Annotated in this window: 23 protein-coding genes; 10 read left to right on the forward strand and 13 right to left on the reverse strand. The window is 66.5% G+C overall.

The window, feature by feature from the left end; genetic code table 11:
• Nucleotides 1-54: 54 nt before the first annotated feature.
• Nucleotides 55-546, forward strand: a complete 492-nt coding sequence (locus ACJ7C5_RS01375) for a phasin family protein (RefSeq protein WP_088026452.1) — start codon at nt 55-57, stop codon at nt 544-546.
• Nucleotides 547-782: 236 nt separating this feature from the next.
• Nucleotides 783-1,793, forward strand: a complete 1,011-nt coding sequence (locus ACJ7C5_RS01380) for a restriction endonuclease (protein WP_412702858.1) — start codon at nt 783-785, stop codon at nt 1,791-1,793.
• Nucleotides 1,794-1,955: 162 nt separating this feature from the next.
• Here ACJ7C5_RS01380 and ACJ7C5_RS01385 read toward each other — a convergent pair whose 3' ends face one another.
• The 4 genes from ACJ7C5_RS01385 to ACJ7C5_RS01400 all read right to left on the reverse strand — a co-directional run bounded on the left by ACJ7C5_RS01385 (nt 1,956) and on the right by ACJ7C5_RS01400 (nt 4,760).
• Nucleotides 1,956-2,348 (reverse strand): type II toxin-antitoxin system HicB family antitoxin, encoded by a 393-nt coding sequence (locus ACJ7C5_RS01385; RefSeq protein WP_087922986.1) that lies wholly within the window; start codon nt 2,346-2,348, stop codon nt 1,956-1,958.
• A gap of 8 nt (nt 2,349-2,356) precedes the next feature.
• Entirely contained in the window at nt 2,357-2,539 is a 183-nt protein-coding gene (locus ACJ7C5_RS01390) for a type II toxin-antitoxin system HicA family toxin (RefSeq protein ID WP_087924194.1), read from the reverse strand.
• 93 nt (nt 2,540-2,632) lie between these two features.
• The gene (hutC, locus tag ACJ7C5_RS01395) at nt 2,633-3,361 is read right to left on the reverse strand and encodes a histidine utilization transcriptional repressor HutC (RefSeq protein ID WP_412702859.1); all 729 of its coding nucleotides are present in this window, start codon (nt 3,359-3,361) and stop codon (nt 2,633-2,635) included.
• Nucleotides 3,362-3,389: 28 nt separating this feature from the next.
• Nucleotides 3,390-4,760 (reverse strand): formimidoylglutamate deiminase, encoded by a 1,371-nt coding sequence (locus ACJ7C5_RS01400; RefSeq protein WP_412702860.1) that lies wholly within the window; start codon nt 4,758-4,760, stop codon nt 3,390-3,392.
• Nucleotides 4,761-4,827: 67 nt separating this feature from the next.
• Between ACJ7C5_RS01400 and hutI the strand changes: the two genes are divergently transcribed.
• The 5 genes from hutI to ACJ7C5_RS01425 all read left to right on the forward strand — a co-directional run bounded on the left by hutI (nt 4,828) and on the right by ACJ7C5_RS01425 (nt 11,766).
• Entirely contained in the window at nt 4,828-6,051 is a 1,224-nt protein-coding gene (hutI, locus tag ACJ7C5_RS01405) for an imidazolonepropionase (RefSeq protein WP_412702861.1), read from the forward strand.
• Nucleotides 6,048-7,589 carry a histidine ammonia-lyase gene (gene hutH, locus ACJ7C5_RS01410; protein ID WP_412702862.1) on the forward strand — a complete coding sequence of 514 codons (1,542 nt, stop codon included), beginning with the start codon at nt 6,048-6,050 and terminating at the stop codon, nt 7,587-7,589. The genes hutI and hutH overlap by 4 nt, the downstream gene beginning before the upstream one ends.
• On the forward strand, nt 7,586-8,440 hold the full coding sequence (hutG, locus tag ACJ7C5_RS01415; RefSeq protein ID WP_412702863.1) for an N-formylglutamate deformylase: 855 nt from the start codon (nt 7,586-7,588) through the stop codon (nt 8,438-8,440). The genes hutH and hutG overlap by 4 nt, the downstream gene beginning before the upstream one ends.
• A complete protein-coding gene (gene hutU / locus ACJ7C5_RS01420; RefSeq protein WP_412702864.1) occupies nt 8,437-10,104 on the forward strand; it encodes a urocanate hydratase in 1,668 nt (555 codons plus the stop codon). Before hutG ends, hutU begins: the two co-directional genes overlap by 4 nt.
• Nucleotides 10,105-10,329: 225 nt before the next feature.
• Complete coding sequence (locus ACJ7C5_RS01425; RefSeq protein ID WP_412702865.1) at nt 10,330-11,766, forward strand: serine hydrolase domain-containing protein; 1,437 nt, start codon at nt 10,330-10,332, stop codon at nt 11,764-11,766.
• 138 nt (nt 11,767-11,904) lie between these two features.
• Here ACJ7C5_RS01425 and ACJ7C5_RS01430 read toward each other — a convergent pair whose 3' ends face one another.
• Nucleotides 11,905-13,590, reverse strand: a complete 1,686-nt coding sequence (locus tag ACJ7C5_RS01430) for a hypothetical protein (protein ID WP_412702866.1) — start codon at nt 13,588-13,590, stop codon at nt 11,905-11,907.
• A 212-nt stretch (nt 13,591-13,802) separates the two neighbouring features.
• Here ACJ7C5_RS01430 and ACJ7C5_RS01435 point away from each other — a divergent pair, with 212 nt between their 5' ends.
• Complete coding sequence (locus ACJ7C5_RS01435; protein ID WP_412702867.1) at nt 13,803-15,914, forward strand: TonB-dependent receptor family protein; 2,112 nt, start codon at nt 13,803-13,805, stop codon at nt 15,912-15,914.
• 46 nt (nt 15,915-15,960) lie between these two features.
• Here the strand turns inward: ACJ7C5_RS01435 and ACJ7C5_RS01440 are convergent, their stop codons facing one another.
• From ACJ7C5_RS01440 to ACJ7C5_RS01465, 6 genes are all read right to left on the reverse strand, one after another.
• Nucleotides 15,961-16,449, reverse strand: a complete 489-nt coding sequence (locus ACJ7C5_RS01440) for a hypothetical protein (RefSeq protein ID WP_412702868.1) — start codon at nt 16,447-16,449, stop codon at nt 15,961-15,963.
• 43 nt (nt 16,450-16,492) lie between these two features.
• The gene (locus ACJ7C5_RS01445) at nt 16,493-17,362 is read right to left on the reverse strand and encodes a hypothetical protein (protein WP_412702869.1); all 870 of its coding nucleotides are present in this window, start codon (nt 17,360-17,362) and stop codon (nt 16,493-16,495) included.
• Nucleotides 17,362-18,207: a hypothetical protein gene (locus ACJ7C5_RS01450; protein ID WP_412702870.1), complete on the reverse strand. Its 846-nt coding sequence runs from the start codon at nt 18,205-18,207 to the stop codon at nt 17,362-17,364. The genes ACJ7C5_RS01445 and ACJ7C5_RS01450 overlap by 1 nt, the downstream gene beginning before the upstream one ends.
• A gap of 52 nt (nt 18,208-18,259) precedes the next feature.
• Nucleotides 18,260-18,541: a hypothetical protein gene (locus ACJ7C5_RS01455; protein WP_412702871.1), complete on the reverse strand. Its 282-nt coding sequence runs from the start codon at nt 18,539-18,541 to the stop codon at nt 18,260-18,262.
• A gap of 110 nt (nt 18,542-18,651) precedes the next feature.
• Nucleotides 18,652-19,035, reverse strand: a complete 384-nt coding sequence (locus tag ACJ7C5_RS01460) for a nuclear transport factor 2 family protein (protein WP_097049535.1) — start codon at nt 19,033-19,035, stop codon at nt 18,652-18,654.
• Nucleotides 19,036-19,087: 52 nt separating this feature from the next.
• Nucleotides 19,088-19,663 carry a TetR/AcrR family transcriptional regulator gene (locus tag ACJ7C5_RS01465; protein ID WP_088026467.1) on the reverse strand — a complete coding sequence of 192 codons (576 nt, stop codon included), beginning with the start codon at nt 19,661-19,663 and terminating at the stop codon, nt 19,088-19,090.
• A 69-nt stretch (nt 19,664-19,732) separates the two neighbouring features.
• Between ACJ7C5_RS01465 and ACJ7C5_RS01470 the strand changes: the two genes are divergently transcribed.
• On the forward strand, nt 19,733-20,278 hold the full coding sequence (locus tag ACJ7C5_RS01470; protein ID WP_012511531.1) for a thioesterase family protein: 546 nt from the start codon (nt 19,733-19,735) through the stop codon (nt 20,276-20,278).
• A 6-nt stretch (nt 20,279-20,284) separates the two neighbouring features.
• Here the strand turns inward: ACJ7C5_RS01470 and ACJ7C5_RS01475 are convergent, their stop codons facing one another.
• Entirely contained in the window at nt 20,285-21,418 is a 1,134-nt protein-coding gene (locus tag ACJ7C5_RS01475; RefSeq protein ID WP_412702872.1) for an agmatine deiminase family protein, read from the reverse strand.
• Between the two features lie 104 nt (nt 21,419-21,522).
• Between ACJ7C5_RS01475 and ACJ7C5_RS01480 the strand changes: the two genes are divergently transcribed.
• Nucleotides 21,523-22,407 (forward strand): LysR family transcriptional regulator, encoded by an 885-nt coding sequence (locus ACJ7C5_RS01480; protein ID WP_412702873.1) that lies wholly within the window; start codon nt 21,523-21,525, stop codon nt 22,405-22,407.
• Here the strand turns inward: ACJ7C5_RS01480 and ACJ7C5_RS01485 are convergent.
• On the reverse strand, nt 22,340-23,170 hold the full coding sequence (locus tag ACJ7C5_RS01485) for an SGNH/GDSL hydrolase family protein (protein WP_412702874.1): 831 nt from the start codon (nt 23,168-23,170) through the stop codon (nt 22,340-22,342). The genes ACJ7C5_RS01480 and ACJ7C5_RS01485 overlap by 68 nt on opposite strands.
• Nucleotides 23,171-23,174 lie beyond the last annotated feature (4 nt).

Genomic DNA, 23,174 nt, shown 5'->3' on the forward strand with positions numbered 1-23,174 from the left:
GCAACGCCAACGCGCGCTACTCTCGGGGTAGGCCCAACTCCCACGGGAAGTGCGATGAACCACTACGAAAACGACGACCGCCGCAACGACGACGCCTCTTTCGGTGACCAGGCCGAGCGCTTCTCGCGCAAGCTCAGCGATTCGGCCCAGCAGGTCTGGCTGGCCGGCCTGGGTGCGCTGGGCCGCGCACAGGCTGAAGGCAGCCGCTTCTTTGACGGCCTGGTGAAGGAAGGCGAAGCCTGGGAGGCCCGCCGCCGTGAGCGAAATGGCGAGCAGGGCCCGGGCTGGCGCGACAATGTCGAAACCTCGCTGGACGAGGCCCGCGAGAAGGCCTCCGGCACCTGGACCAAGGTTGAAAAGGCCTTTGATGACCAGGTGCAGGGCGTGCTCAAGCGCCTGCACGTACCTACCGCCGACGAGGTGACTGCGCTGGAGGCCCGCATCGACGCCCTGCAGGCGCGCCTGGCCAAGTTGGAGAATCGCGACACCTCGGGCACGGATGCACCTGCACCGGGCAGTCATCAGTCGCCCGGCAGCGTGCCCTGATCGGCCATTGTTGCAATGCAATAAATTTTGATTGACAATCGCGAGCAACCCGCCAATCGCTTCGGCTGCCGTTTGTTCCCTCCCCTCACGGCTTCAGGATTGGCGGGTTTTTCGTGCCCGCGGTATTCCGAACTGCGTGCTCCATCACGCTTCCTGTCAGGAACCTCCTGACTCAGCGGCACGGCGCGACCTTTACACTGTCGCCTTCGCATTCGCCCCTTCCGCGCACCTCCTGCATGCTCCCTTGGATCCTGGCCCTGCTGTCGGCCCTGCTTACCTGTTCCCTGGCCGTTGTCTATCTGTGGTGGATCAAACGGCGGCAGAAGGAGATGCAACTCGGCCTGCAGGCCCTGGCTGGCATGCACTGGCGCGAATTCTCGGTACTGGTCAAGCGCATGCTGCGCGAGCAGCGCGGCCTGCGCGAACTGGATGACCCGGGCGAGGAATCCCGTGAGCCAAGCAGCGATTTCCTGCTCAGTGACGGCCCCAACAGCTGGCTGGTGTCGTGCAAGCACGGCCTGGCCTATCGCATCGGCACCGCCGCAGTGAACGAACTGGGTGCGGCCGCGCGCTTGGCCGGAGCCCGGGGCGGCGTGCTGCTGACCGAAGGCCGGATGGAACGCGACGGCCGCAGCGCCGCCGAGAAGCAGGCGGTCGAGGTGCTGGACGGCCCGCGCCTGTGGCCGCTGCTGCAACCCTATCTACCGGCGGAAATCGAAACCCGTGTGCGCGCCAGCGCCCGCCATGAAGCCCTGCGCCGGATCGCCATCGCCGCGCTCGGCGCGGTCACCCTGGGCCTGCTGGTGGGATTGAGCCTGCAAGGGCTGCATGTGCAGGACGCCCCGCCCGTTGCCGAGGTGGCGGCCGCACCCGCGCCGTTTGCGCCTGCGGTTGAAGCCGCGCCCGAACCGGCGCTGGCCCCCGCCACCGTGCCGCCGGCCGCTGCGCCTGCACCGGCCACGTCCTCAACCGATGCGCGCAGCAACCCCAACCCGGATGCCGCCACGCTGGAGCGCTTCCAGGCTGATCTGTCCCGCGCCTTGGCCGGCAAGCCTGGCATCGCCAGCGGCGTCTGGCTGACCCGGCAGACGCTGGCGATCAACCGCACCGGTGAGCTGGACGCGGTGTGGCCGCAGGTCTGCGAGGAAGTGCTGCATTACCCCGCCCTGCGCAACGTGCGCATCCAGCTCAATGCCCGCCCCGGTGTGGATGAGCCGGTGCGCTGGCGGCAGTGCGCTACGTATTGATGGGGCAGCATCCACGCATGGCGTGGATCTACTGAATCCCGGTTGCGATTGGGCGATGAGCGCGAACCTCTGGTAGATCCACGCCACGCGTGGATGCCTTTGCAGAGTTGAGCCACGCGCGAACAGCAGCCGAGCATCGGCTCGGCTGCACATGGCGCCTGCTCAGCCCAATGCCGCGAGATGGGCGATGTAGCTGGAGCGGGATTCGCCGGCCGCCCTGGCCTGCGCATCCAGCCTCGCCAGGATGCGACGCGGCAGGCTGATGTTGACCCGCTCGATGGTGTCGTCCAGCAGGGCCGGATCAATGCAGATGTAGGCAAGAATCCATTTCGTATCGCCAGAGGCCTCGGCGACGATCTTCTGTGGCGCGGAAGGACTGGGAATCGAGCGTCCCTCATCCAGCGCCGCATCGATCCAGGCAAGCGCAGCCTCTTCGGCAGCGCCGAGCGCATCGTCAAGCGAGTCGGCAGCCGAGAAGCACCCCGGCAGATCGGGAACGACGACCCCCCACGCGGTGCGTTCATCGCCCGCCTCAATCAAGACTGGATAGCGCATGGAACCTCCTACGTCAGCCCTGCGAGCTTCCGCAATGCCTGCACCAGCCCCTTGCCCAGATCCTTTTTGGGGTGAGGCACGGTGATGATGTGAGGCCGCTGCGGGTGCACGAATACATGATGGGATCCGCGAATCCTGCAACAGGTCCAACCTGCCGCCTCCAGATCCCGGATGAGGTCCCTGCTCTTCATGCAGGGACGATACACATCGTACACACGCCCCGACAGAGTTCAAGGCGACAGCCGTTTCGACCGCGTAGATCCACGCCATGCGTGGATACGCCCCTACCTTGCCCCAGGCGCGAAGCGCGCAACCAGGTCCCAGGCATCCCCGAGGAACACCTGGCGCACGCGGGTGATCGGCTGTTCACCGCGCCAGGTCAGGCGCTCGATCACCAGACAGGCGGTGCCGGGCTTCACATCGAGCAGCTTGGCGGTGGCGGTATCCGCGCCCCAGGCACTGATGCGGTGCTGGGCACGGGTCCACGAGACACTCTGCAGCAGCCAGCTGCCCGGCGCGGTGGTACTGAAGTCGACCTCCAGCACCTCGGGCACGCCCACCGGGCTGATCAGGCGGTGCTCCAGCGCCAACGGACGGCCATCGGCCAGGTGCAGGCAACGCATCGCCAGCAGCGTCTCCTGGCCCGCCAGCTCCACTTCACCGGCATTGCCAGCGTCGGCAAGGCGCAGCTCGCGCTGCAGCAGACGATAGGCGTACTGATGGCCACGCGAGCCGACCTCCATCGCGATGTCGGGAATCTCCAGCGCCACCTGCTCCAGGTGTGGGGGCTGCCGCGCCACGAACGAGCCGGCGCGACGGCGGCGCTCGATCATGCCGCTCTCGGCCAGTGCGGTCAGCACCTTGTTCACGGTCATCCGCGAGCAGCCGTACTGCTCCATCAGCTCGTGTTCGTACGGAATACGGAAGCCCGGCGCCCACTCTCCGCTGAGGATGCGGCTTTCCAGATCGCTGCGGATACGCTGGTTGAGCGTGGCGGACTTGCTGGCCTTCACGTAATGGGGTCTCTGTGGCAGGAGGCGATCAGCCCAGCACGCCACGCAGGGCGGCGGCGAAGGCGGCAGTGATCGCCTCGCGCTGCAGGTGGCGGCCCTCGGCCACGCATTGGCGGCCATGGCGCCAGACCGATCGCAGCGCGCCATTACGTGCGGCGAACACCCAGCTGTCAAGCCATGCGTCTTCCTGTCGCGCCTGCAGCGCGGGGTGCTCAGCATCCAGTTCGACCAGATCGGCACTGGCGCCCACCTGCAGGCCGGCAGCCACGCCCAACGCCTGTGCGCCGCCCTGCAATGCACCTTCGAACAGGAAGCGGCCGGTGCTGCGGGTAGCATCCGGGGCCAGCACATTGCGCCCGCGCAGAGTCAGCCGCTGACCGTACTCAAGCAGGCGCAGTTCTTCGGCCGCATCGATCAGCACATTGGAATCGGAACCGACACCGAAGCGACCGCCTTCGCGTGCGAACGCCTGCATCGGGAACAGACCATCACCCAGGTTGGCCTCGGTGATCGGGCACAGCCCAGCCACGGCCTGACTGGCCACGATGGACGCGCGCTCGTCATCGGTGATGTGGGTGGCATGCACCAGGCACCAGCGCGCATCCACCGGCGCATGGTCGTACAGCCACTGCACCGGGCGCTGGCCGCTCCAGGCCAGGCAGGCCTCGACTTCACGCACCTGCTCGGCGATATGGATGTGCACCGGGCCGTCGGTCAGCGGCAGCAAGGCACTCAGTTCCTCGCCCGTAACCGCACGCAGGCTGTGCGGCGCGATGCCGAGCACCGCATCGGGCAGCGCGGCCAAGGCCGGCTTTGCGGCGTCCAGCAGCTGCGCGAAGCCGTCCACGTCATGGATCAGCCGCCGCTGCGCAGGGTTCGGTGCCGCCCCGCCGAAATCGGCGTGCGCATAGAACACCGGCAGCAGGGTCAGGCCAATGCCGGTCTGGTCGGCCGCCGCCGCAACCCGCGCACTCATCTCGGCGCGGTTGGCATAGGCGCGGCCGTCGGCGTCGTGGTGCAGGTAATGGAACTCGCCGACGCGGGTGAAGCCGCTTTCCAGCATTTCCATGTAGGCCTGGGCGGCAATGGCCTGCACCGCGTCCGGGCGCAGATGGGCCAGGAAGCGATACATCAGCTCGCGCCAGCTCCAGAAGCTGTCACCGTCGCCGCCGCCGATCTCGGTCAGCCCGGCCATGCCGCGCTGGAAGGCATGGCTGTGCAGGTTGGGCAGGCCCGGCACCAGGATGCCGACGCGGGTGTCACCGTCCTGCACGCCCTGCCCCGTGTGGATCGCCGTGATGCGGCCGTCCTGCACCTGCAGGCGGACATCGCGGGCCCAACCCTCGGCCAGCAGGGCGTGGGCGGCATGGAAACTGTGCGGGGAACGCGAATCGGACATGGCTGGACAACCCGAAATGGACACCTATATTGTATAGACATATAAGCACAGCCGCGTTGTGGATGCCATGCACGTCGATACCCTCTGGTCCAACGTCCACCTGATCACCCTCGATGGCGAGGGGCTGGGTGTCATCCGTGATGGCGTACTGGCCTGCGCCGACGGCCGCATCGTCCATGTCGGCGCGGCCGGCAGCGATGCCCAGCTGCAGCCGACCACCCGCATCGACGGCGAAGGCCGCTGGATTTCGCCCGGCCTGATCGACTGCCATACCCACCTGGTCTACGCCGGCAACCGCGCCAACGAGTTCGAGCAGCGCCTGCAGGGCGTCAGCTATGCCGACATCGCCCGTGCCGGCGGCGGCATCGTCTCCACTGTGCGCGCCACTCGCGCCGCCACGCCGGAACAGCTGGCCAGCGAAAGCCGGCCGCGCCTGCTGGCAATGCGCGCCGAGGGCGTGACCACCCTCGAGATCAAGTCCGGCTACGGCCTGACCCTGCCCGACGAGCGCAAGCAGCTGCACGTCGCACGCGCGCTGGGCGAGGAATGCCGGGTCAACGTGGTGACCACCTTCCTCGGCGCGCACGCGATTCCGCCGGGTCGCGAAGCACAGGAGTACACCGACGAGGTGTGCAACGTGATGATCCCGGCCATCGCCGCCGAAGGCCTGGCCGAAGCCGTGGATGTGTTCTGCGAGAACATCGCCTTCTCGCCGGCGCAGGCGCGGCAGGTCTTCGAAGCGGCGCGCGCCAACGGGCTGGCGGTGAAGATCCATGCCGAGCAGCTGAGCAACCAGCATGGCGCCGAACTGGCCGCCAGCTTCGGCGCACTCTCGGCCGACCATATCGAACATCTGGACGATGCCGGCATCGCCGCAATGGCGGCCGCCGGCACTGTCGCCGTGCTGCTGCCCGGTGCCTTCTATTTCACCCGCGATACCACCCTGCCACCGATCGCCGCGCTGCGTGCGGCCGGCGTGCCGCTGGCGCTGGCCACCGACAGCAACCCGGGCACTTCGCCGCTGACCAGTCCGCTGCTGGCGATGAACATGGGCGCCACCCTGTTCCGCCTGACCGTGGACGAGTGCATCGCCGGCTTCACCCGTGAAGCGGCGCGCGCATTGGGCCATGGCGAGCGCATCGGCCGCCTGGCCGTGGGCCTGGACTGCGACCTGGCGATCTGGGACATCGACGCCCCCGCTGACTTGGTCTATCGCATTGGATTCAACCCGCTGCACGCGCGCGTGGTGCGCGGACAGCCCGACCTGCCTGCCTCCTGGAGCAACACATGAGCAACACCCTGGTTCTTCGCCCCGGCCATGTCACTCTCGCCCAGTGGCGGCAGGTCTATCGCGGTGCGCCGCTTGCGCTGGACCCGGCCGCGCTGCCGGTGGTGCGCGCCAGTGCTGCGGCGGTGGCCGCCATCGTCGCCAAGGGCGCGCCGGTGTATGGCATCAACACCGGCTTCGGCAAGCTGGCCAGTGTGCGCATCGAGCGCGAGGACCTGGCCACCCTGCAGCGGAACATCGTGCTCTCGCATGCTGCCGGTGTGGGCGAGCCGATGCCGGCCAGCGTAGTGCGCCTGATGATGGCGCTGAAGCTGGTCAGCCTGGCGCAGGGTGCTTCGGGCATCCGAGAGGAGACCCTGCTGTTGCTGGAAGCGATGCTGGTCAAGGGCGTGCTGCCGGTGGTGCCCGCGCAGGGCTCGGTGGGTGCCTCGGGTGACCTGGCACCGCTCTCGCACCTGGCCAGCGTGATGCTCGGCGTGGGTGAGGCCTTCATCGGTGACGAACGCCTGCCGGCAACTGATGCACTGGCACGCGCGGGGTTGCAGCCGATCGAACTGGGCGCGAAGGAAGGCCTGGCGCTGCTCAACGGCACCCAGTTCTCCACCGCCTATGCGCTGGCCGGCCTGTTCGAGATCGAGACGGTGTTCCAGGCCGCGCTGGTCACTGGTGCGCTGTCGGTGGAAGCAGCCAAGGGCTCGGATACCCCGTTCGACCCGCGCATCCATGCCATCCGCGGCCAGCGCGGGCAGATCGCCACCGCCGCCACGCTGCGCACGTTGATGCAGGGCTCGGACATCCGCGAATCGCACCGCGACAACGACGTGCGCGTGCAGGACCCGTACTGCCTGCGCTGCCAGCCGCAGGTGATGGGCGCAGCGCTGGACATCCTGCGCCAGGCTGCGACCACGCTGGAAATCGAAGCCAACGGCGTGTCCGACAATCCGCTGGTGTTCACCGACACCGGCGAGGCACTGTCAGGCGGCAACTTCCACGCCGAACCGGTGGCCTTCGCCGCCGACATGCTGGCGATGGCGGTGTGCGAGATCGGTTCGATCAGCGAGCGCCGCCTGGCGATGCTGGTCGACCCGGCACTGTCCGGCCTGCCGGCGTTCCTGACCCCGCGCCCGGGCCTGAATTCCGGCTTCATGATTCCGCAGGTGACCGCCGCTGCGCTGGTCTCGGAAAACAAGCAGCGCGCCTACCCGGCCAGTGTTGATTCGATCCCGACCTCGGCCAATCAGGAAGACCATGTGTCGATGGCCGCACACGGTGCGCGCCGCCTGATGCAGATGGCCGAGAACGCGGCCAACGTGATCGGCATCGAACTGCTGGCCGCTGCGCAGGGCTGCGACTTCCACGCTCCGCTGCGCTCCAGTACCGCGCTGGAAGCCGTGCGCGCCACCCTGCGTGCGCAGGTGCCGACGCTGGAAGAAGACCGCTACTTCCATCCGGACATGGTGACCGCCACGAACCTGGTGCGCAGTGGCGCGCTGACGCAGGGCCTGACCGATCTGTTGCCGACTGTGGAACCACAGGCATGAAGACCCATCCCGAATGGCTGACGGTGCACGAAGGCGATGCCCCGTTGATCGTCAGCTTCCCGCATACCGGCAGCGAGCTGCCACACGACCTGATCGGCGACTACCACTCGCCATGGCTGGCCCGTCGCGACGCCGACTGGTGGGTGCACGAACTGTACGATTTCGTGCGCGGCATGGGCGCGACCACGGTGCGCTCGGCGATCTCGCGCTCGGTGATCGACCTCAACCGCGATCCCAGCGGCGTGTCGCTGTACCCGGGCCAGAACACCACCGGCCTGTGCCCGCTGACCACCTTCGACAACCAGCCGCTGTACCACGCCGGACGCGAACCGGATGACGCGGAAATCGCCCGTCGCCGCGACACGTATTTCCTGCCTTACCACGATGCGCTGGCTTCGCAGATCACGCGCCTGCGTGAACGCCACGGCACCGTGGTGGTGTACGACGCGCATTCGATCCGCTCACATATCCCGCACCTGTTCGAAGGCGAGCTGCCGCAGTTCAACCTGGGCACCGCCGGCCCCTCCGGTGCGCCGGATACCTCCTGCGACAACGCCTTGAGCGATGTGGTGGAGAACCTGCTGAAGATCAGTGGCATGAGCCAGGTGCGCAACGGGCGCTTCAAGGGCGGCTGGATCACCCGCCACTACAGCAACGTGGCCGGCGGCGTGCACAGCCTGCAGATGGAACTGGCCTGCCGCGGCTACATGCACGAACCCCTGCCGGACCAGGTGGACGAACACAGCTGGCCCACCCCGCTCGACCCCGACCACGCCGCACCGCTGCGCCACACCCTGGCGCAGGTGCTCAATGCCTGCCTTGAATTCGCAACGAACCGGAGCGCCGCATGACCCGCAACGACCCGTCCCGCACCATCGCCGCGCCGACCGGCACCACGCTCAACGCCAAGAGCTGGCTGACCGAAGCACCGCTGCGCATGCTGATGAACAACCTGCACCCGGACGTAGCCGAGCGCCCGCAGGAACTGGTGGTGTACGGCGGCATCGGCCGCGCCGCACGCGACTGGGAGAGCTTCGATGCGATCGTCGAGACGCTCAAGCGCCTGGACGACGACCAGACCCTGCTGGTGCAGTCGGGCAAGCCGGTGGGCGTGTTCCGTACCCACGCCGATGCGCCGCGCGTGCTCATCGCCAATTCCAACCTGGTGCCGCGCTGGGCCAACTGGGACCACTTCAACGAACTGGATAAGAAGGGCCTGGCCATGTACGGCCAGATGACCGCCGGCAGCTGGATCTACATCGGCGCGCAGGGCATCGTGCAGGGCACCTACGAGACCTTCGTGGAGATGGGCCGCCAGCACTTCGGTGGCGACCTGACCGGCAAGTGGCTGTTCACCGGTGGCCTCGGTGGCATGGGTGGCGCACAGCCGCTGGCTGCCGTGATGGCCGGCGCCTCCTGCCTGGCCGTCGAATGCCGCAAGAGCAGCATCGACATGCGACTGCGCACCGGCTACCTCGACACCTGGACCGACAATCTGGACGAAGCGCTGCGCCTGATCGACGAATCGTGCAAGGCCGGCACGCCGAAGTCGGTGGGCCTGCTCGGCAACGTCGCCGATGTACTGGCTGAACTGCTCAAGCGCGGCGTGAAGCCGGACCTGCTGACCGACCAGACCTCCGCGCACGATCCGGTGAACGGCTACCTGCCGCAGGGCTGGACCGTCGAGCAGTGGGACGACAAGCGCGTGTCCGCCCCCAAGGAAGTGGAGAAGGCCGCGCGCGCGTCGATGGCCAACCACATCCGCGCCATGCTCGGTTTCCACGCACTGGGCGTGCCCACTGTGGACTACGGCAACAACCTGCGGCAGATGGCACTGGAAGAAGGCGTGGAGAACGCGTTCGACTTCCCCGGTTTCGTACCGGCCTACATCCGCCCGCTGTTCTGCCGCGGCATCGGCCCGTTCCGCTGGGCCGCACTGAGCGGCGACCCGGAAGACATCGCCAAGACCGATGCCAAGGTGAAGGAACTGATTCCGGACAACCCGCACCTGCACCGCTGGCTGGACATGGCTGCCGAGAAGATCAAGTTCCAGGGCCTGCCGGCACGCATCTGCTGGGTCGGCCTGGGTGACCGTGATCGACTCGGCCTGGCCTTCAACGAGATGGTGGCGAACGGTGAGCTGAAGGCACCGGTGGTGATCGGCCGTGACCACCTGGACAGCGGCAGCGTGGCGTCGCCGAACCGCGAAACCGAAGCGATGGCCGATGGTTCCGATGCCGTGTCCGACTGGCCGCTGCTGAACGCCCTGCTCAACACCGCCAGCGGCGCGACGTGGGTGTCGCTGCACCACGGCGGTGGCGTCGGCATGGGCTTCTCGCAGCACGCCGGCATGGTGATCGTCTGCGACGGCACCGAAGCGGCGGCGAAGCGGATTGGCCGCGTGCTGTGGAACGACCCGGCCACCGGCGTGATGCGCCATGCCGATGCAGGCTATGAGATCGCGATTGATTGCGCGAAGGAAAAGGGACTGGATCTGCCGGGGATTCTGGGCTGATCGCAGGGGTGCCGGCCAGCGGCCGGCACTACCGTAAGGCACCTGTAGAGGCGGGCCCAACACCGCGACAAGGATACCGCGGCCCCCCCGAGCCATGCTCGGCTCAATGCTTCCAGGCGCACGACGCCTGACCCAAAGGCAGCCGAGCATGGGCTCGGCTCTACATGCTTGACCCCGTCTCCTGCCGTGACCAACATGCGCCATCACCGCTGATGGATCACCGCGATGTACCGCACCATTGCTGCTGCATTGCTCTGTGCCCTGGCCATCGCCCTGCCCGCCTCGGCACGTGACGTCCCTACCGGCATCTCTTCCCGGCTCGACGCCCAGCTGCAGGCCAACCGAGAACGCTACGGCATTGCCGGCCAGGCGGTACTGGTCGCGCACAATGGCCTGGTGCTCTACCAGGGCGCCAGCGGTGAACGTGATCCCGCTACCCATGCACCGGCCACCGTCGATTCCATTTTCGCCGCGCAATCGATGGCCAAGCTGCTGACCAGCACGCTGGTGATGCAATTGGTCGATCAGGGCAAGGTGGATCTGGATGCGCCGGCCAGTCGCTATGTGCAGGACCTGCCCACTGCATGGCAGGCGATCCACGTGCGCGATTTCCTCAACCACAGCTCGGGTATCGGCGAGTACTACGACCGGGTGGACAACCGCTGGGTGAGCAAGGGCTACACCGGTGTGGCGCCCGACCTTGCAGCTGCGCTGAAGGTGGCTGCGGCGGCGCCGATGCAGTTCGCCACCGGCAGCCGCGTGCAGTACACGCAGGCCAACTACCTGGTACTGACGGCGTTGCTGGAAGCGCATTACCGCAAGCCTTACCCGGCCATCGCACGCGAACGCATCCTGCTGCCATTGAAGATGACCAGCACCTCTTGGGGCGTCGCCAGCGTGCCATCCCAACGCGCGGCGGTGCCGTACATCGGCAAAGACGGCGCATTGCAGCCGGCCAATGAAGATCCCTGGCCGGACTACGGTTGGGGCCACGCCGACCTGCAGACCACCGTGGGCGACATGAACCGATTCCTGCAGGCGCTGGCGACCGGCAAGCTGCTGCGCACGTCCACGCTGGAAACGCTCTGGCAGCCGCAGAAGCTGAGCGGTGGCGGCAGCAATTTTTTCTCCACCGGTTGGGACACCACCCGCAGCGACGGCTACACCCAGGTTGGTCACGATGGCGGTACCCGTGTACGTGCGCGGCTGGCCTACAAGGGCACGCTGGCCAGCGGCTACTGGGTATTCGTGTACCTGACCAACGGCAGCGCCCGCAATGTCTGGTCGAGCACGCTGGTGGAGAGCACGATGGCGGTGGCCGCGCCGGATCAGTTCCCTCACACCATGCTGTCCGAACGACTGATCAGCTATGCGGTGGACGATTCTGCGGGAGCGGCACAGGCGATGCGCCGCTGGCTGCGCGACGAGAACCGTGTTCGCACCGACGAGCTGGAACGCGCCATCAATGCGGACGGCTACGCCATTCGCGAAAGCCTCGGCGCAGGCAAGGCGTTGAAGGTATTCGCCCTCAACTCCGAGCTTTATCCGGAGTCGGCCAACGCTTGGGACAGCCTCGCCGAGTGCCACGCGGCACTGGGTGATGCGGAGACGGCCAAGTCGCTCTACGCGAAATCGAAGGCACTCGCACAACCCAAGCCGTAGAGCCGGGTTGGCGCGACCTGTTCCGACCGGAGCACTGGGCTCGTTCGAAGTGCGCTGCAATCGACCGCGCTGTACTCCCGATCGGGACTGCGGGACAGCACGGGCATGCCCGCACTGCCCCATGCGGCCAGTGTCCGTCTACTGCTGCAACAAAGCCGGCGCCAAGGCGTAATGATCAACACAGCCTCCTGACGCTTGCACCGACGCGGCGACCGCCCTCGCAACCTCGGCTGCCGGATGTGGATCGACTTCCACGGCATCGATCTTTGCCGCCTCCCCGGGAAGTTGTTGCGCGAATCGCAGTGCCACCACCGCGTCCCGTGAGTCGCCGCCAGCGACGGGCAGCGTGGCGAAAGCCACCATCACCGAATGCCCCGCCCAGTTCGGGAAAGGATGGTCTGTTCTGCCCGGAAAGAACACCGGACAGCCAAAGGACTGTGCCAATGCGTTGCTGCCTGCATGTGCATTGCTGACCCAGGCATCCTTGTTGTCTATGGTCGGAGTGGATTGCAGCATCTCCACACGCTGGCCATAGCCAACGGGATAGGCAAACAGTCGCTCGGCGAACGGCTTTCGATCCTGCCATGCAGGCCGGGTAAAGAACTGCCACAGTGCATTCTGGATCTGGGTGGCGGCCAACATGTCCTGATGGGTGGGCGGCGATGCGACCAAGGGCACGTTCTCAGGCAACAGCCCCGCCTTTACCAGCACATGGCGGAAGCCCTGCAGGCATGGCATCCGCACGACCTCGTCGGCTGTCGCCAGTTTCATCTCGGCGCGCTTGTGGGCATAGGCCCAGAGTGCCAAGCCCGCATCGTGCTGCGACAGGCGCAACCCATGGATCTTCGTCGCTAGCAGGTCACATCGCACAGCAGCGGCTTCATTGTCCCGCTCCGAGATCAGATTGACGATCTCGCCGCTGGCAATCCTGCGGATATGACCATCGAGATCCGACTCCCCTCCCATGGTACCGTTCATCTGCGTCTTCAAAATGGTGGCAGGAAGCCAGGGGGCGTCTGGCAAAGACCGGCGAACCAGATCATCGGCAGGGACGAGCTGTGCGATCACCGTGACCGCGAGCCCCTCGATAGCCCCGCCCGCTCGGGTCTGTTCTCCGGAAAAGCTCCAGACCTTTGGCTTCCGTGTCACGCCCTCGCTGATCGTGAATATCTCATCCGGCCGTTCCACCGATGTCTTCATACCCTGCAGCAGCTGGCCCTTGAGCCCTGCCAACTGGGTAGTCACCAGCGGCGCGGTCAGTTCCGCATAGGTACTGAGCGTCTGGATCGCCTGCATTGCCTGATCCCAAGCTTCGACATTCACCTGGGTACTGGTCAAGATTGCAGGAACCACCTGGAACCGACTGCCCGTATTGCTGCCTACGTGGAAGCGCGGCGAAAGGTACTCGAACTTTCGCAGGTTCAATGTGCAGCTGCTGCCGAAGAACTTGCTGCGTGTTTCCAGACGCAGGGTCGCCGCAGTGAATGCCGGCAACCCCGACGATGTAGGCGGCGCAACAGAAACACCAAGCAGGTGTACCCGGTCGCCCTTGAGCACATCCTTAAGATTCAAGTCCCACACGGATTTCTGTGGGCATGCGTCAAACGTCGTTCCTTCACTTCCTTCGGGAATGTAGGCGACCACCCGCATCTGTGCATAGCCGTCCTGCCGGATCGGCACGCCAGGCTCACTGAAGCCCAGCGCGAGCCACTCCGGAGACAACGTTGTAGTACCACCATCAACCTGCCGCGCCGATGCATCGGACGCATTCACAGCAAGTATCCCAGCCAGAAGGCTGATCCAGCCTCGTGCGTGCATTGCCATGCCCCCCTGTTGTTCTGCCATGTTCAATGGCCCGGGCACAACCTCCCTGCATCGGAGGTCCTGAGCTCCGAGCGTCCTGCGACCGGCCTTCCCCCGGTCCTGTGCAGTATAGGCGCGCCCCCCCCCTTTCACTCGGCCCGGAAAGTACGGGTGACGTGGCGCCCCGAGCCTGTTAACTTACGCGCCACTTTCTTGGTTTACAGCATTCCCGCATGTCGCTCTCGCCGTACCGCCCCACCCCGTCGCTGCTGTTCCTGGCCGTTTCCCTCTGCCTCTCCTCCACCGCCGCTGCGGCCCCGCAGGCCACCACGCTGGATGCCGTGCAGGTCACCGCTGCTGCTGATGCCAGCGCCCAGGCGCGCGCGGCGCTGAAGCGGGTTCCCGGCGCCAGCAATGTCATTGACGTAGCCAAGGGGGACAGCCGGCTGTCCAGCAGCGCCGATGTGCTGGCCTACCAACCGGGCATCAGTGCGCAGTCGCCGGGTAACGAGGGCACCAAGATCTCGATCCGGGGCTCGGGCATCAACCGTGGCCCCGGCGCGCATGCCTCGGGTATTGCGGTGTCGATCGATGGCCTGCCCCTGACCGGCCCGGGCGGCACGCCCTACGAGCTGCTGGAACCGCTGTGGCTGTCGCGCGTGGAAGTCCTGCGCGGCGCCAACGGTTTCGAGCGTGGCGCGCTGGCGCTGGGCGGTGCCATCGACTACATCAGCCGCAGCGGCCGTGATTCGGCGGGCGTGCAGCTGCACTACGAAGCCGGCAGCCGTGGCTACCAGAAGCGCGGCATCAGCTGGGGCGGCGTCAGTGGTGATGTCGATTACTTCATGGCCTACACCGATACCGAATTCGACGGTTACCAGCGCCATGCGCGCGGCGACGGCAAGGGCGCGATGGCCAACATCGGCTGGCAGATCACCCCCGATCTGCAGACGCGCTTCTTCGTGCGCTACCGCGAAACCAATCACGAAACACCCGGTCGCCTGACCCGCGACCAGATCCGCAACGACCCGCATGCGGCGAACCCGGCCAATCTGGCCATCGATGCGCGTCGCCCGCAGCCGGGCAGCACCTGGGTGGGCAACGTCACCACGCTGCAGATCGATGAGGATTCCTCGCTGCAGGCCGGGCTGGTCTACCACAAGTACCCGATGGACTTGAACGAGAGCCTGTACCGCCAGCAGCTGGACTACGCCAACCTCAACGCCACCCTGGACTACCGCCACCGCCACCGGCTGTTCGGACTGGACAGCGAAACCACGGTCGGCCTGCGCGTCACCCACGATCTGGACGCCGATGTGCGCGAGTCGCTGCGTTTTGCCAGCAACGGCTATGCCGCCGGCACGCGCACACGTGACTTCCGCCACCACGGCACCGACAGCACCCTGCACGTCAGCAACACCATCGCCTTCAATGACCGCCTGCGCATGCGGACCGGGTTGGCGCTGATCAACACCCGTCGCGATGTGCAGGTAACCTGGCCGAGCAGCGGCGGCCGCCTGCGCGACCACGACTGGGACTACGCGCCGCGACTGGGCGTCACCTGGCAGCACAGCGCGCAGACCCAGTGGTTCGGCAACCTCAGCCGTTCGGTGGAGGCGCCGCACCCGTGGTCGATGATCTGGGGCTCGAACCAGTACTTCGGGCCGGGCAATGGCCCGTCCAGCGGCCGCCAGCGCGCGCCGGTGCCGATGCAGAACCAGACGGCCACCACGCTGGAACTGGGTGCGCGCGGTGACGCGGCGCTGGGTCGCTGGGAACTGAGCGGCTACTACGCGCACGTAAACCACGAACTGCTGAGCGTCGAACTGCAACCGGTGCCGAACCTGTTCATCGCCGAGAACAACGCCAGCCCCACCGTGCACCGCGGCATCGAAGCCGGATTGGACAGCACGCTGTGGCAGGCTGCACCGGGCCGCCTGTCGCTGCGCCAGGCGTACACCTTCAGCGATTTCCACTACCGCCACGACGCGCGTTTCGGCAGCAACCGCCTGCCCGGCCTGCCACTGCACAGCTACCAGGCCGAGCTGCGCTTCGATCACGCGTCCGGCCTGTACGCTGCGCTCAATTCCGAATACGCCTCGCGCATCGCCGTGGACTACGCCAACAGCTACTGGGCCGACAGCCATGTGATCTTCGGCAGCCGCATCGGCTACGACGCACCCGGTGGCCGCTGGCAGGCCTGGGCGGAGATGCGCAACATCGGCAACCGCCACTACGCGGCCACGGTCACGCCGGGCTACGACGACGCCGGCAAGGATGTCGCGCGCTCGACCCCGGGCGATGGGCGTGGCGTCTATGCGGGCGTGCGCTGGCGCTTTGACTGATTGCCGCAGGCGGCGCCGGGTGTGACCCGGCGCCGTCGTTCCAGGGTCAGCCGATACGCCACGCTGGCAGGCGCTCGCTGCGCTTCCAGATGGAAGGCGCGAAGCCGATCAGCACCAGTGCCGCCAGCCACTTCGGTGAGGTATTGAGCAGTGTCGAGGTGAGCGAGCCATCGACGGGGGCGGCCATTTCCTGCCACGGGTTGTAGCCCAGGTAGACGACGCTGCCAGCCCACCACAGCAACGCCACACCGACACCCATCAGCAACAGAGCCAGCGTGCGGCAGGTCCAGCGCTGCGACGTGGTGCCCCATTCCCGCGACGCCGCGATCAGCAGGCCCACCACCAGCAGCGATACCAGTGCAACCAGCCCGATATCGACCTTGTGCCCGATACGCTTATAGCTGCAGGCGCGGCATTGCGCCTCCTCCGCGGCGGTAGCGGCTTCGGCGGTATCGGCCTGCCCGGCTGCGGGCTGCGCCAGTGCTGCAAATGGCATCAGTACCGCCAGCAGCGTCACCATGATCCAACGAAACAACGTCCTGTTCCTGCGTGCAGCGACATCCATGCGCTCTTCCTCGTCAGTGGTTGTACGTCCAGGGCCGCAGTATGCGGCCGTCCCATACGCCGCCCAGACCTCGTTCCGGGAGGGCGGCCATCCAGCGTTCTTGTTCGCGATGCAGTACAACAAGCTCCCGGTAGACGAAATCGCCGGAACACGAATCCCAGGCGACCGCGATCATAGCCCACTGCCCATCGACGCTGAAAACGGGCCGGGTCAGATAGGCGAAGTGGTCGTACTTCCGAGTCGGCCCATGCACCGTTGCCCTGCACCCCTGCTCCCGCAGCGCTCGAAGCTCCGCGCTGTCCGTCCACTGCGCACCGGCCAATGCGGCTGCAGGCACTGGCGTGGACCGGCGATTGGCAGGAACCAGGTCTGCCTGCAACTGCAACCGCAGCGCATGGATGTCCGGCGGCCACCGGTCGTCCAGCGGCAGGACCAGGTCGTCCACCTCCTGGCAGGTGGAGGCACTGCTGCCCGGCCAGCAATAGGGCAAGGTCTGCTCCATCACGTAGATGTCCTCCCCCACCGGGTCGGTCAACTGCGGCTGCTCCTGCGGGGCCCATCGATCGACGCGCGTGGACGGCGTCTGCGGTGTGGTGGGCACCTCGCTCAGCGACGATGGCAGAACCGTCGGCTGCGGCACCGGCGGGGGTGGAGGGAGGAAGGGCGGCCTCTGCCGGATCGCCAGCGCCATCGCCTCAGCCTGCATCTGCGCGGTTCCCAGGTTGACCGGCGGCGGACCGATTTCCTGCTGCCACCGCGGGCGCAGGCTGCAGATTCCGGCCATGAAAGCCAAAGCCGACAGCGCCGCCGCCAACGATGCAATGCGTCGCCAGGCGATCCGCTGTTGGCAATCACGGTCTGGCTTGAACGAGGTGTCCGTCATCACGACTCCGGCAACGCGGGCCACAGGCCGTGTCCAAAGCTCATATGGCGGACAGGCTCCACTCGAACACGCTCCCATCCGTCCTTCCCGCGGTGCAGAAGGTAGAGGTCGCGCATACCCGTTCCCCCACTGCATAGATCCGAGGCGACCGATGCCATTGCCCAGTTCCCGTCCATGCTGAACACAGGACGCTGCAGATAGACGACGCCCAGATCCGGATTGCCCGGGCCACCCGTGCATCCCTCGACGCCGCGTGCGCGCCGCTGCTGAAGCTCGTCCCACGTCATCCGTTGCGCTCGCACATGCGCAAGCTCAAACGCGAGGTCGGGTACGCGTACAGCCCGGCGGTTCGCAACCTGCAGCATCGCCTCCAGATGCTGCTGAAGTTGAATGGACGCCGCACTGTCATCATCGCGCCACTCGACGACGTTGTGACGAACCTGGCAGACCGGGACGGGGTCTCCTTCACCGCAGGAAGGCGCAGTCCATTCCATCACTGCAAATGGCACGTCGGGTTCCCAGCCGGGCGGCTCGAAGTGTGCTGGCGCGACATCTGCCAGCGGCACCTCCGCGGTCGCGAACCCACTGTGGCCGGTCAGCATCGGGGAGGAGACTGCCTTCATTGGAATCGGTAGTCCCGGCGGCTTTCCTGGCGGTGTCGGTCGCAGGTCGATGAGCTCTGCCATCACCTCGGCCTGCATCCGTGCCGTTCCCAGGTTGATCGGAGGCGGGCTGACATCCTGCCGCCACTGCGGGCGCACGCTGGCCATCAGCGCTGCGCCAGCAGCCACAAACAGGACGACCGCTGTCGTCAGGATGCGCTTCCGTGCAATGCGTTGTCGCATCAAGCTCCTCGAAGAAATGAAGCAGGTTGGGATATCGGCCGGGACCGTGGCGCTACAGCGCTTGAATGACCTGCAGCAGGTGGGTCGCTTCTGGCGCCAGCGCCTGCGCAAGCCAACCCAGCACAGCAAAGAACAGCAGCAGGCCGAGCAGCGGCCAGATCGTGTGCGTCACGCATACCCGCCACCATCCCTGCTCCTGCATGCCCTGCATGCGCCGGTACAGGCCACCGGCGATGGCGGCGTCCACCAGCAGCTCGGCCATCAGCACCGGCGCCGACCACACCACCCACATGCTCGCCAGCAGGACGGTGGATCGTGGAGCATGGAAGTTCAAGAACCTGATGCAGCATGCGGACATCCTTGCCGGGCACGCGTGGGCGGTGTTGCGCGGATTCTACCGCGGCCGGAGCCGCTGTCCAGACGACGGGCCGAGGCCATCGATCATCAGCTGCGGTCGATGATCCGCACGATGCGGCCGTCCTCAAAAGCAAACTCGCTGCGTCCCTTCAGAGACAGTTCCGAGCCCGCGCTGGGACCACCGGGAATGTCCTGCGCGAACACGCCACGCCAGCCGATGCTGGCCAGCGCCATGCCATCCTCGAAGGTCAACTCGAGCAACCGCTGTTCGCGCTCACGGAACAACGGCGCCGATTGCCGTGCCAGTTCGCCGAAGGCATCGATGCCTTCGGTGACCATCGTCAGCTGGCCACCGCTATGGTTTTCGAAGCGCACGTTGTGCGCCAGCACCGCCAGCATGGCGTCGATGTCGAAGCGGTTGTAGGCCTGCAGGTAGTGCTCGATCAGGTGGCGGCAGTGCGATTCGTCCATGGCGGCGTCCAGTCAGGGCCTGCGCCGAGTCTCCCGCGACCGTGCCGCCGGATCAAGGCGGCGCGGCGGCCTTCAGCAACTGCGCGGCCACCTGGTCGAACGGGCCGATGTCCTGCAGTGCGCGGCACATCGCCACCGCACCTTCCACGCTGGCAATCACCAGGCTGGCCAGGCCGGCCGCCGCTGCCGGGTTGTGACCTTCGGCGACGAACGCCGCCGCCAGATGGCCCTGCCAGCGCGCGAACACTTCGGCCGCAGCGGCACGCGGCTGGCTGGGCATGGCCTCCACCGGCTCCTCAACCGCAGCGGCCAACACCGGGCAGCCAGCGCGGAAATCGGTGCGCAGCAGGCGCTCGCGCCACATCGCCAGGAACTGCTGCAGGCCCTGCACTGCGCCGCCCTTCAGCAGCTCCACCAGCAGCGCTTCGACCTTGTCGCCGGCCATATGGGTGGCACGCGCCAGCAGCTCCTGCTTGCCGCCGGGAAAGTGGTGGTAGGTGGAACCCAGCGGCGCTTCGGCCAGCTTGGTCACCTCACGGATGCTGGTGGCATTGAGGCCCACGCGCGCCAGCATCTGTGCCGCAGCATCAATCACACGTTGAGGCGCATCAGAGGGGCGCGGGCTCACGGCAGGCTCCTTGCCAGGACAGTCGTCATAGATTAGCGTACCGGCCGTTCTATAACAGTCGTCATAACCATGAATCTCTGGTTCCGCCTGCTCCATCTGCTGCTGTGCAGCCTGTTCCGGCCCAAGCTGGAGGCGCCGTTCGGGGTCTCGCGGCTGCAGTTCCGGGTACTGCCCAATGACCTGGACAGCAACCTGCACATGACCAACGGCCGCTACTGGAACATCTTCGACCTGGGCCGGCTGGATCTTATCCTGCGCATGGGCCTGGGCCGGGTAGCGCTGCGCGAGAAGTGGGCACCGATCGTCGGAGCCGGCACCATCCAGTTCCGCCGCGAACTCAAGCCGTTCCAGCGCTTCACCCTGGAAACGCGCCTGGTGGGCTGGGTCGGTTCGCGCGGCATCATGGAGCAACGCGTACTGATCGGCGCCGAACAGAAGATCGCCACACGCGCGCTGCTGGTCACCGGCATCTACGACCGTCGCGCACGTCAGTTCCTGGGCATGCCGAAGATGATGGAAGCGATCGGCGTGGTCGCCCCGCCGTCGCCGCCGCTCAGTGCAGCCGCCGAGGCGCTGCTGGCTGCCGATGCCGCATTGAAGCAGGACGACGCCTGAGGCACCTCAGCCTACCTTCGGCATGTTCTTGGTCACGCAATGGATGCCGCCACCGCCGCCGGCGATGGCGTCGATGTCCACCTGTTCGATAACGCGGCCGGGATACATGTCTTCCAGTAGTTCACGGCAGTAGCCATCGGCTGCGTCGTCACCGAACTGCGGCGCGACCACGGCGCCGTTGATCGGCAGGTAGTTGATGTAGCCCATCGCCAGATCATCGTTGTCGCGGGTATGCACGTTGTCGCGCCCGTCCAGTGGCGGCGGCAGCGTGTGCGCCTGCAGGCGACGGCCATCGGCATCGGTGGCCCCGCGCAGGATCCGCAGATGCTCGCGGGTCAGGTCGTAATCGTAGGACTCCGGATCGTTGTCCAGATTGGCGATCACCACGCCGGGGCGCACGAAGCGCGCATAGAAATCCACGTGCGCATCGGTGATGTCCTTGCCGGCGATACCGGGCAGCCAGATCACCTTGCGCAGGCCGAGGTGGTGCTTCAGCTCGGCCTCGATATCGGCACGCGACCAGTCCGGATTGCGATTGCGGTTGACCCAGCAGCTTTCGGTAAGGATGGCCGTGCCGTGGCCATCGACTTCGATACCGCCGCCCTCGCCCACCAGATCGCTTTCCAGCAGCGTCGCGCCGGTCACCTGCGCCAGCCACGGCGCCACCGCGCCATCGTTGCGCGCACTCTGCTTGCCACCCCAACCGTTGAAGTTGAAGTCGACCAGGCCGAGGCCGCCCTTGTCGTTGGTGACAAAGCAGCCACCGTAATCGCGCACCCAGATGTCATCCAAGGGCACGTCCAGGAACTCGATGTTGTCGCGGCCGCAGCGGTCCCGTGCCTGCTTGAGTTGCGCCGGGCGGCACAGCACGCTGACCGGCTGGTGGCGTGCGATGGTGCGGGCCAGCCGCGCCACGGCGGTGTTCACCGCATCGGCCTGCGCGCCCCACACTCGCAGCTGCGCGGCGAAGGCCAGAAAGACGCGTTCCTGCGGCCCGTGTTCGTCCGGCATGCGCCAAGCCCCTGCGCCTGGCCCCGCCGCGGATACGCGACCCGGCAGCCCGGCCAGGCCGAGCGCGGCCAGGCCACCAAGGCCGGCGGCGCCCGCCAGTTGGGTGAGGAAGTGACGACGGTTGGTCATGACAGGCTCCATGGCCGGTGTGGGATGGGCGCTATGCTGCGCTTGCCCATCCATAAGAACAAACGATAGATTCAGCCACCAACTGAACAGTTTTACTTATCCGAATGCTCAAACACTGGCCACCGCTGAACGCCCTGCGGGGTTTCGAGGCTGCCGCCCGGCTCAGCAGCTTCCACCGTGCGGCGGAGGAACTGCACCTGACCCAGTCGGCCATCAGCCAGCAGATCCGGGGCCTGGAAGCATCGCTGCAACAACCACTGTTCTTCCGGCAAGGCCGCAGCGTCACCCTCACCGACGCCGGCATCGACCTGCTGGAAACCACCCAGTCACTGCTGCGGCAGCTGGCCAGCGGCATCCGCCGGCTCGATCAGTACCGCAAGCCGAATCAACTGATCGTCAACACCAGCCCGGCCTTCGCCCGACACTGTCTGGTGCCACGCCTGGCCGGCTTCCACCGCCTGCACCCCGACGCCGATCTGTGGCTGCTGACCAGCGAGGAAGCGCCGGACGTGACCACGCAGACGCTGGACGTGGCGGTACGCGATGACCTCGACTCACAGGCGCAGTGCCAGCACCGCGTGCTGCTGCAGGACCGCCTCTATCCGGCCTGCCATCCGGCCCTGCTCGCCACACCGGTGCACGAACGCCTCACCTTGCATGGCGAGCGCGAAATGGACTGGAGCCAGTGGCAGGTACAGGGCGGCGCCGATGTCGGCCAGCGCCGCGAGGGCATGAACTTCTCCGAGCCCGGGCAACTGCTGGATGCAGCCTGCCAAGGGCTGGGCATCGCACTGGTCAGCGAACTGCTGAGCGCGCGTGCGTGCGAACAAGGCCTACTGCAAGCCCTGGATGATGCACGCGTGCGCGGCCCACGCTGGAGTTGGCTGGTGCATGAGGACAGCGCGGCAGATCCGCTGGTGATCAGTTTCTGCGAGTGGCTGCTGGCAAACCTGTCGGCAGAACCTGCTTCTGTTCCAGCGCGCGCTTGACCGCCGCCTCAGCCAGCGGCGCCATCACCGCATAGCCCTTCGCGGTGGGATGCACACCGTCGTCGGCCAGCTGCGGATCCAGTCCACCGGCCTTATTGGCCATCGGCATGTAGTAGTCCAGATAGACCAGCTGTTGTGCATCGGCATAGCGCTTCAATGCCGTGTTCAATGCACGCACCTTGGGCGCAGGTGCCGTGCCCGGCAGCCACGGGTAATCGCTGACCGGCAGCACTGATGCCAGCACCACGGCGATGCCATGTGCACGGGCCAGGTCCACCATCGCGTGCAGGTTGTCTTCGATCATCGCCTGCGTGGACGGGCCGGTGTTGCCGGCGATGTCGTTGGTGCCGGCCAGGATCACCACCACCTGTGGATTCAGCGCCAGCACGTCCTGCGGGAAACGCACCAGCATCTGCGCCGTGGTCTGGCCGCTGATGCCACGATTGAGCCAGCCCTTGCCGGGGAAGAAACCGGCACTGCCTTCCCTTCCCCAGCCTTCGGTGATTGAGTCGCCGAAGAACACCACGCGCGGCTGGCCCGGCACTGCCGCAGGCAGTTGCGCGTTGGCATCACGATAGTGTTGCAGCTCCGGCCAATCGGCCAGGCGCTGCTGCATGAAACGAACTGCGTCGGGGCGCAACTGGTCGATGGGCGTCTGCAGCAGCGGGTTGACTGCGCTCGTTTCAGCGGCCAGGGCCGGAGCCGTCAAAGCGATGCCAAGGACCATGGCTGCAACGCTGGCAAGCACAACAGGAATACGCATGAAG

This window comes from Nocardiopsis yanglingensis (assembly GCF_045809185.1).
GTDB classification, from domain to species: Bacteria; Pseudomonadota; Gammaproteobacteria; order Xanthomonadales; family Xanthomonadaceae; genus Stenotrophomonas; species Stenotrophomonas yanglingensis.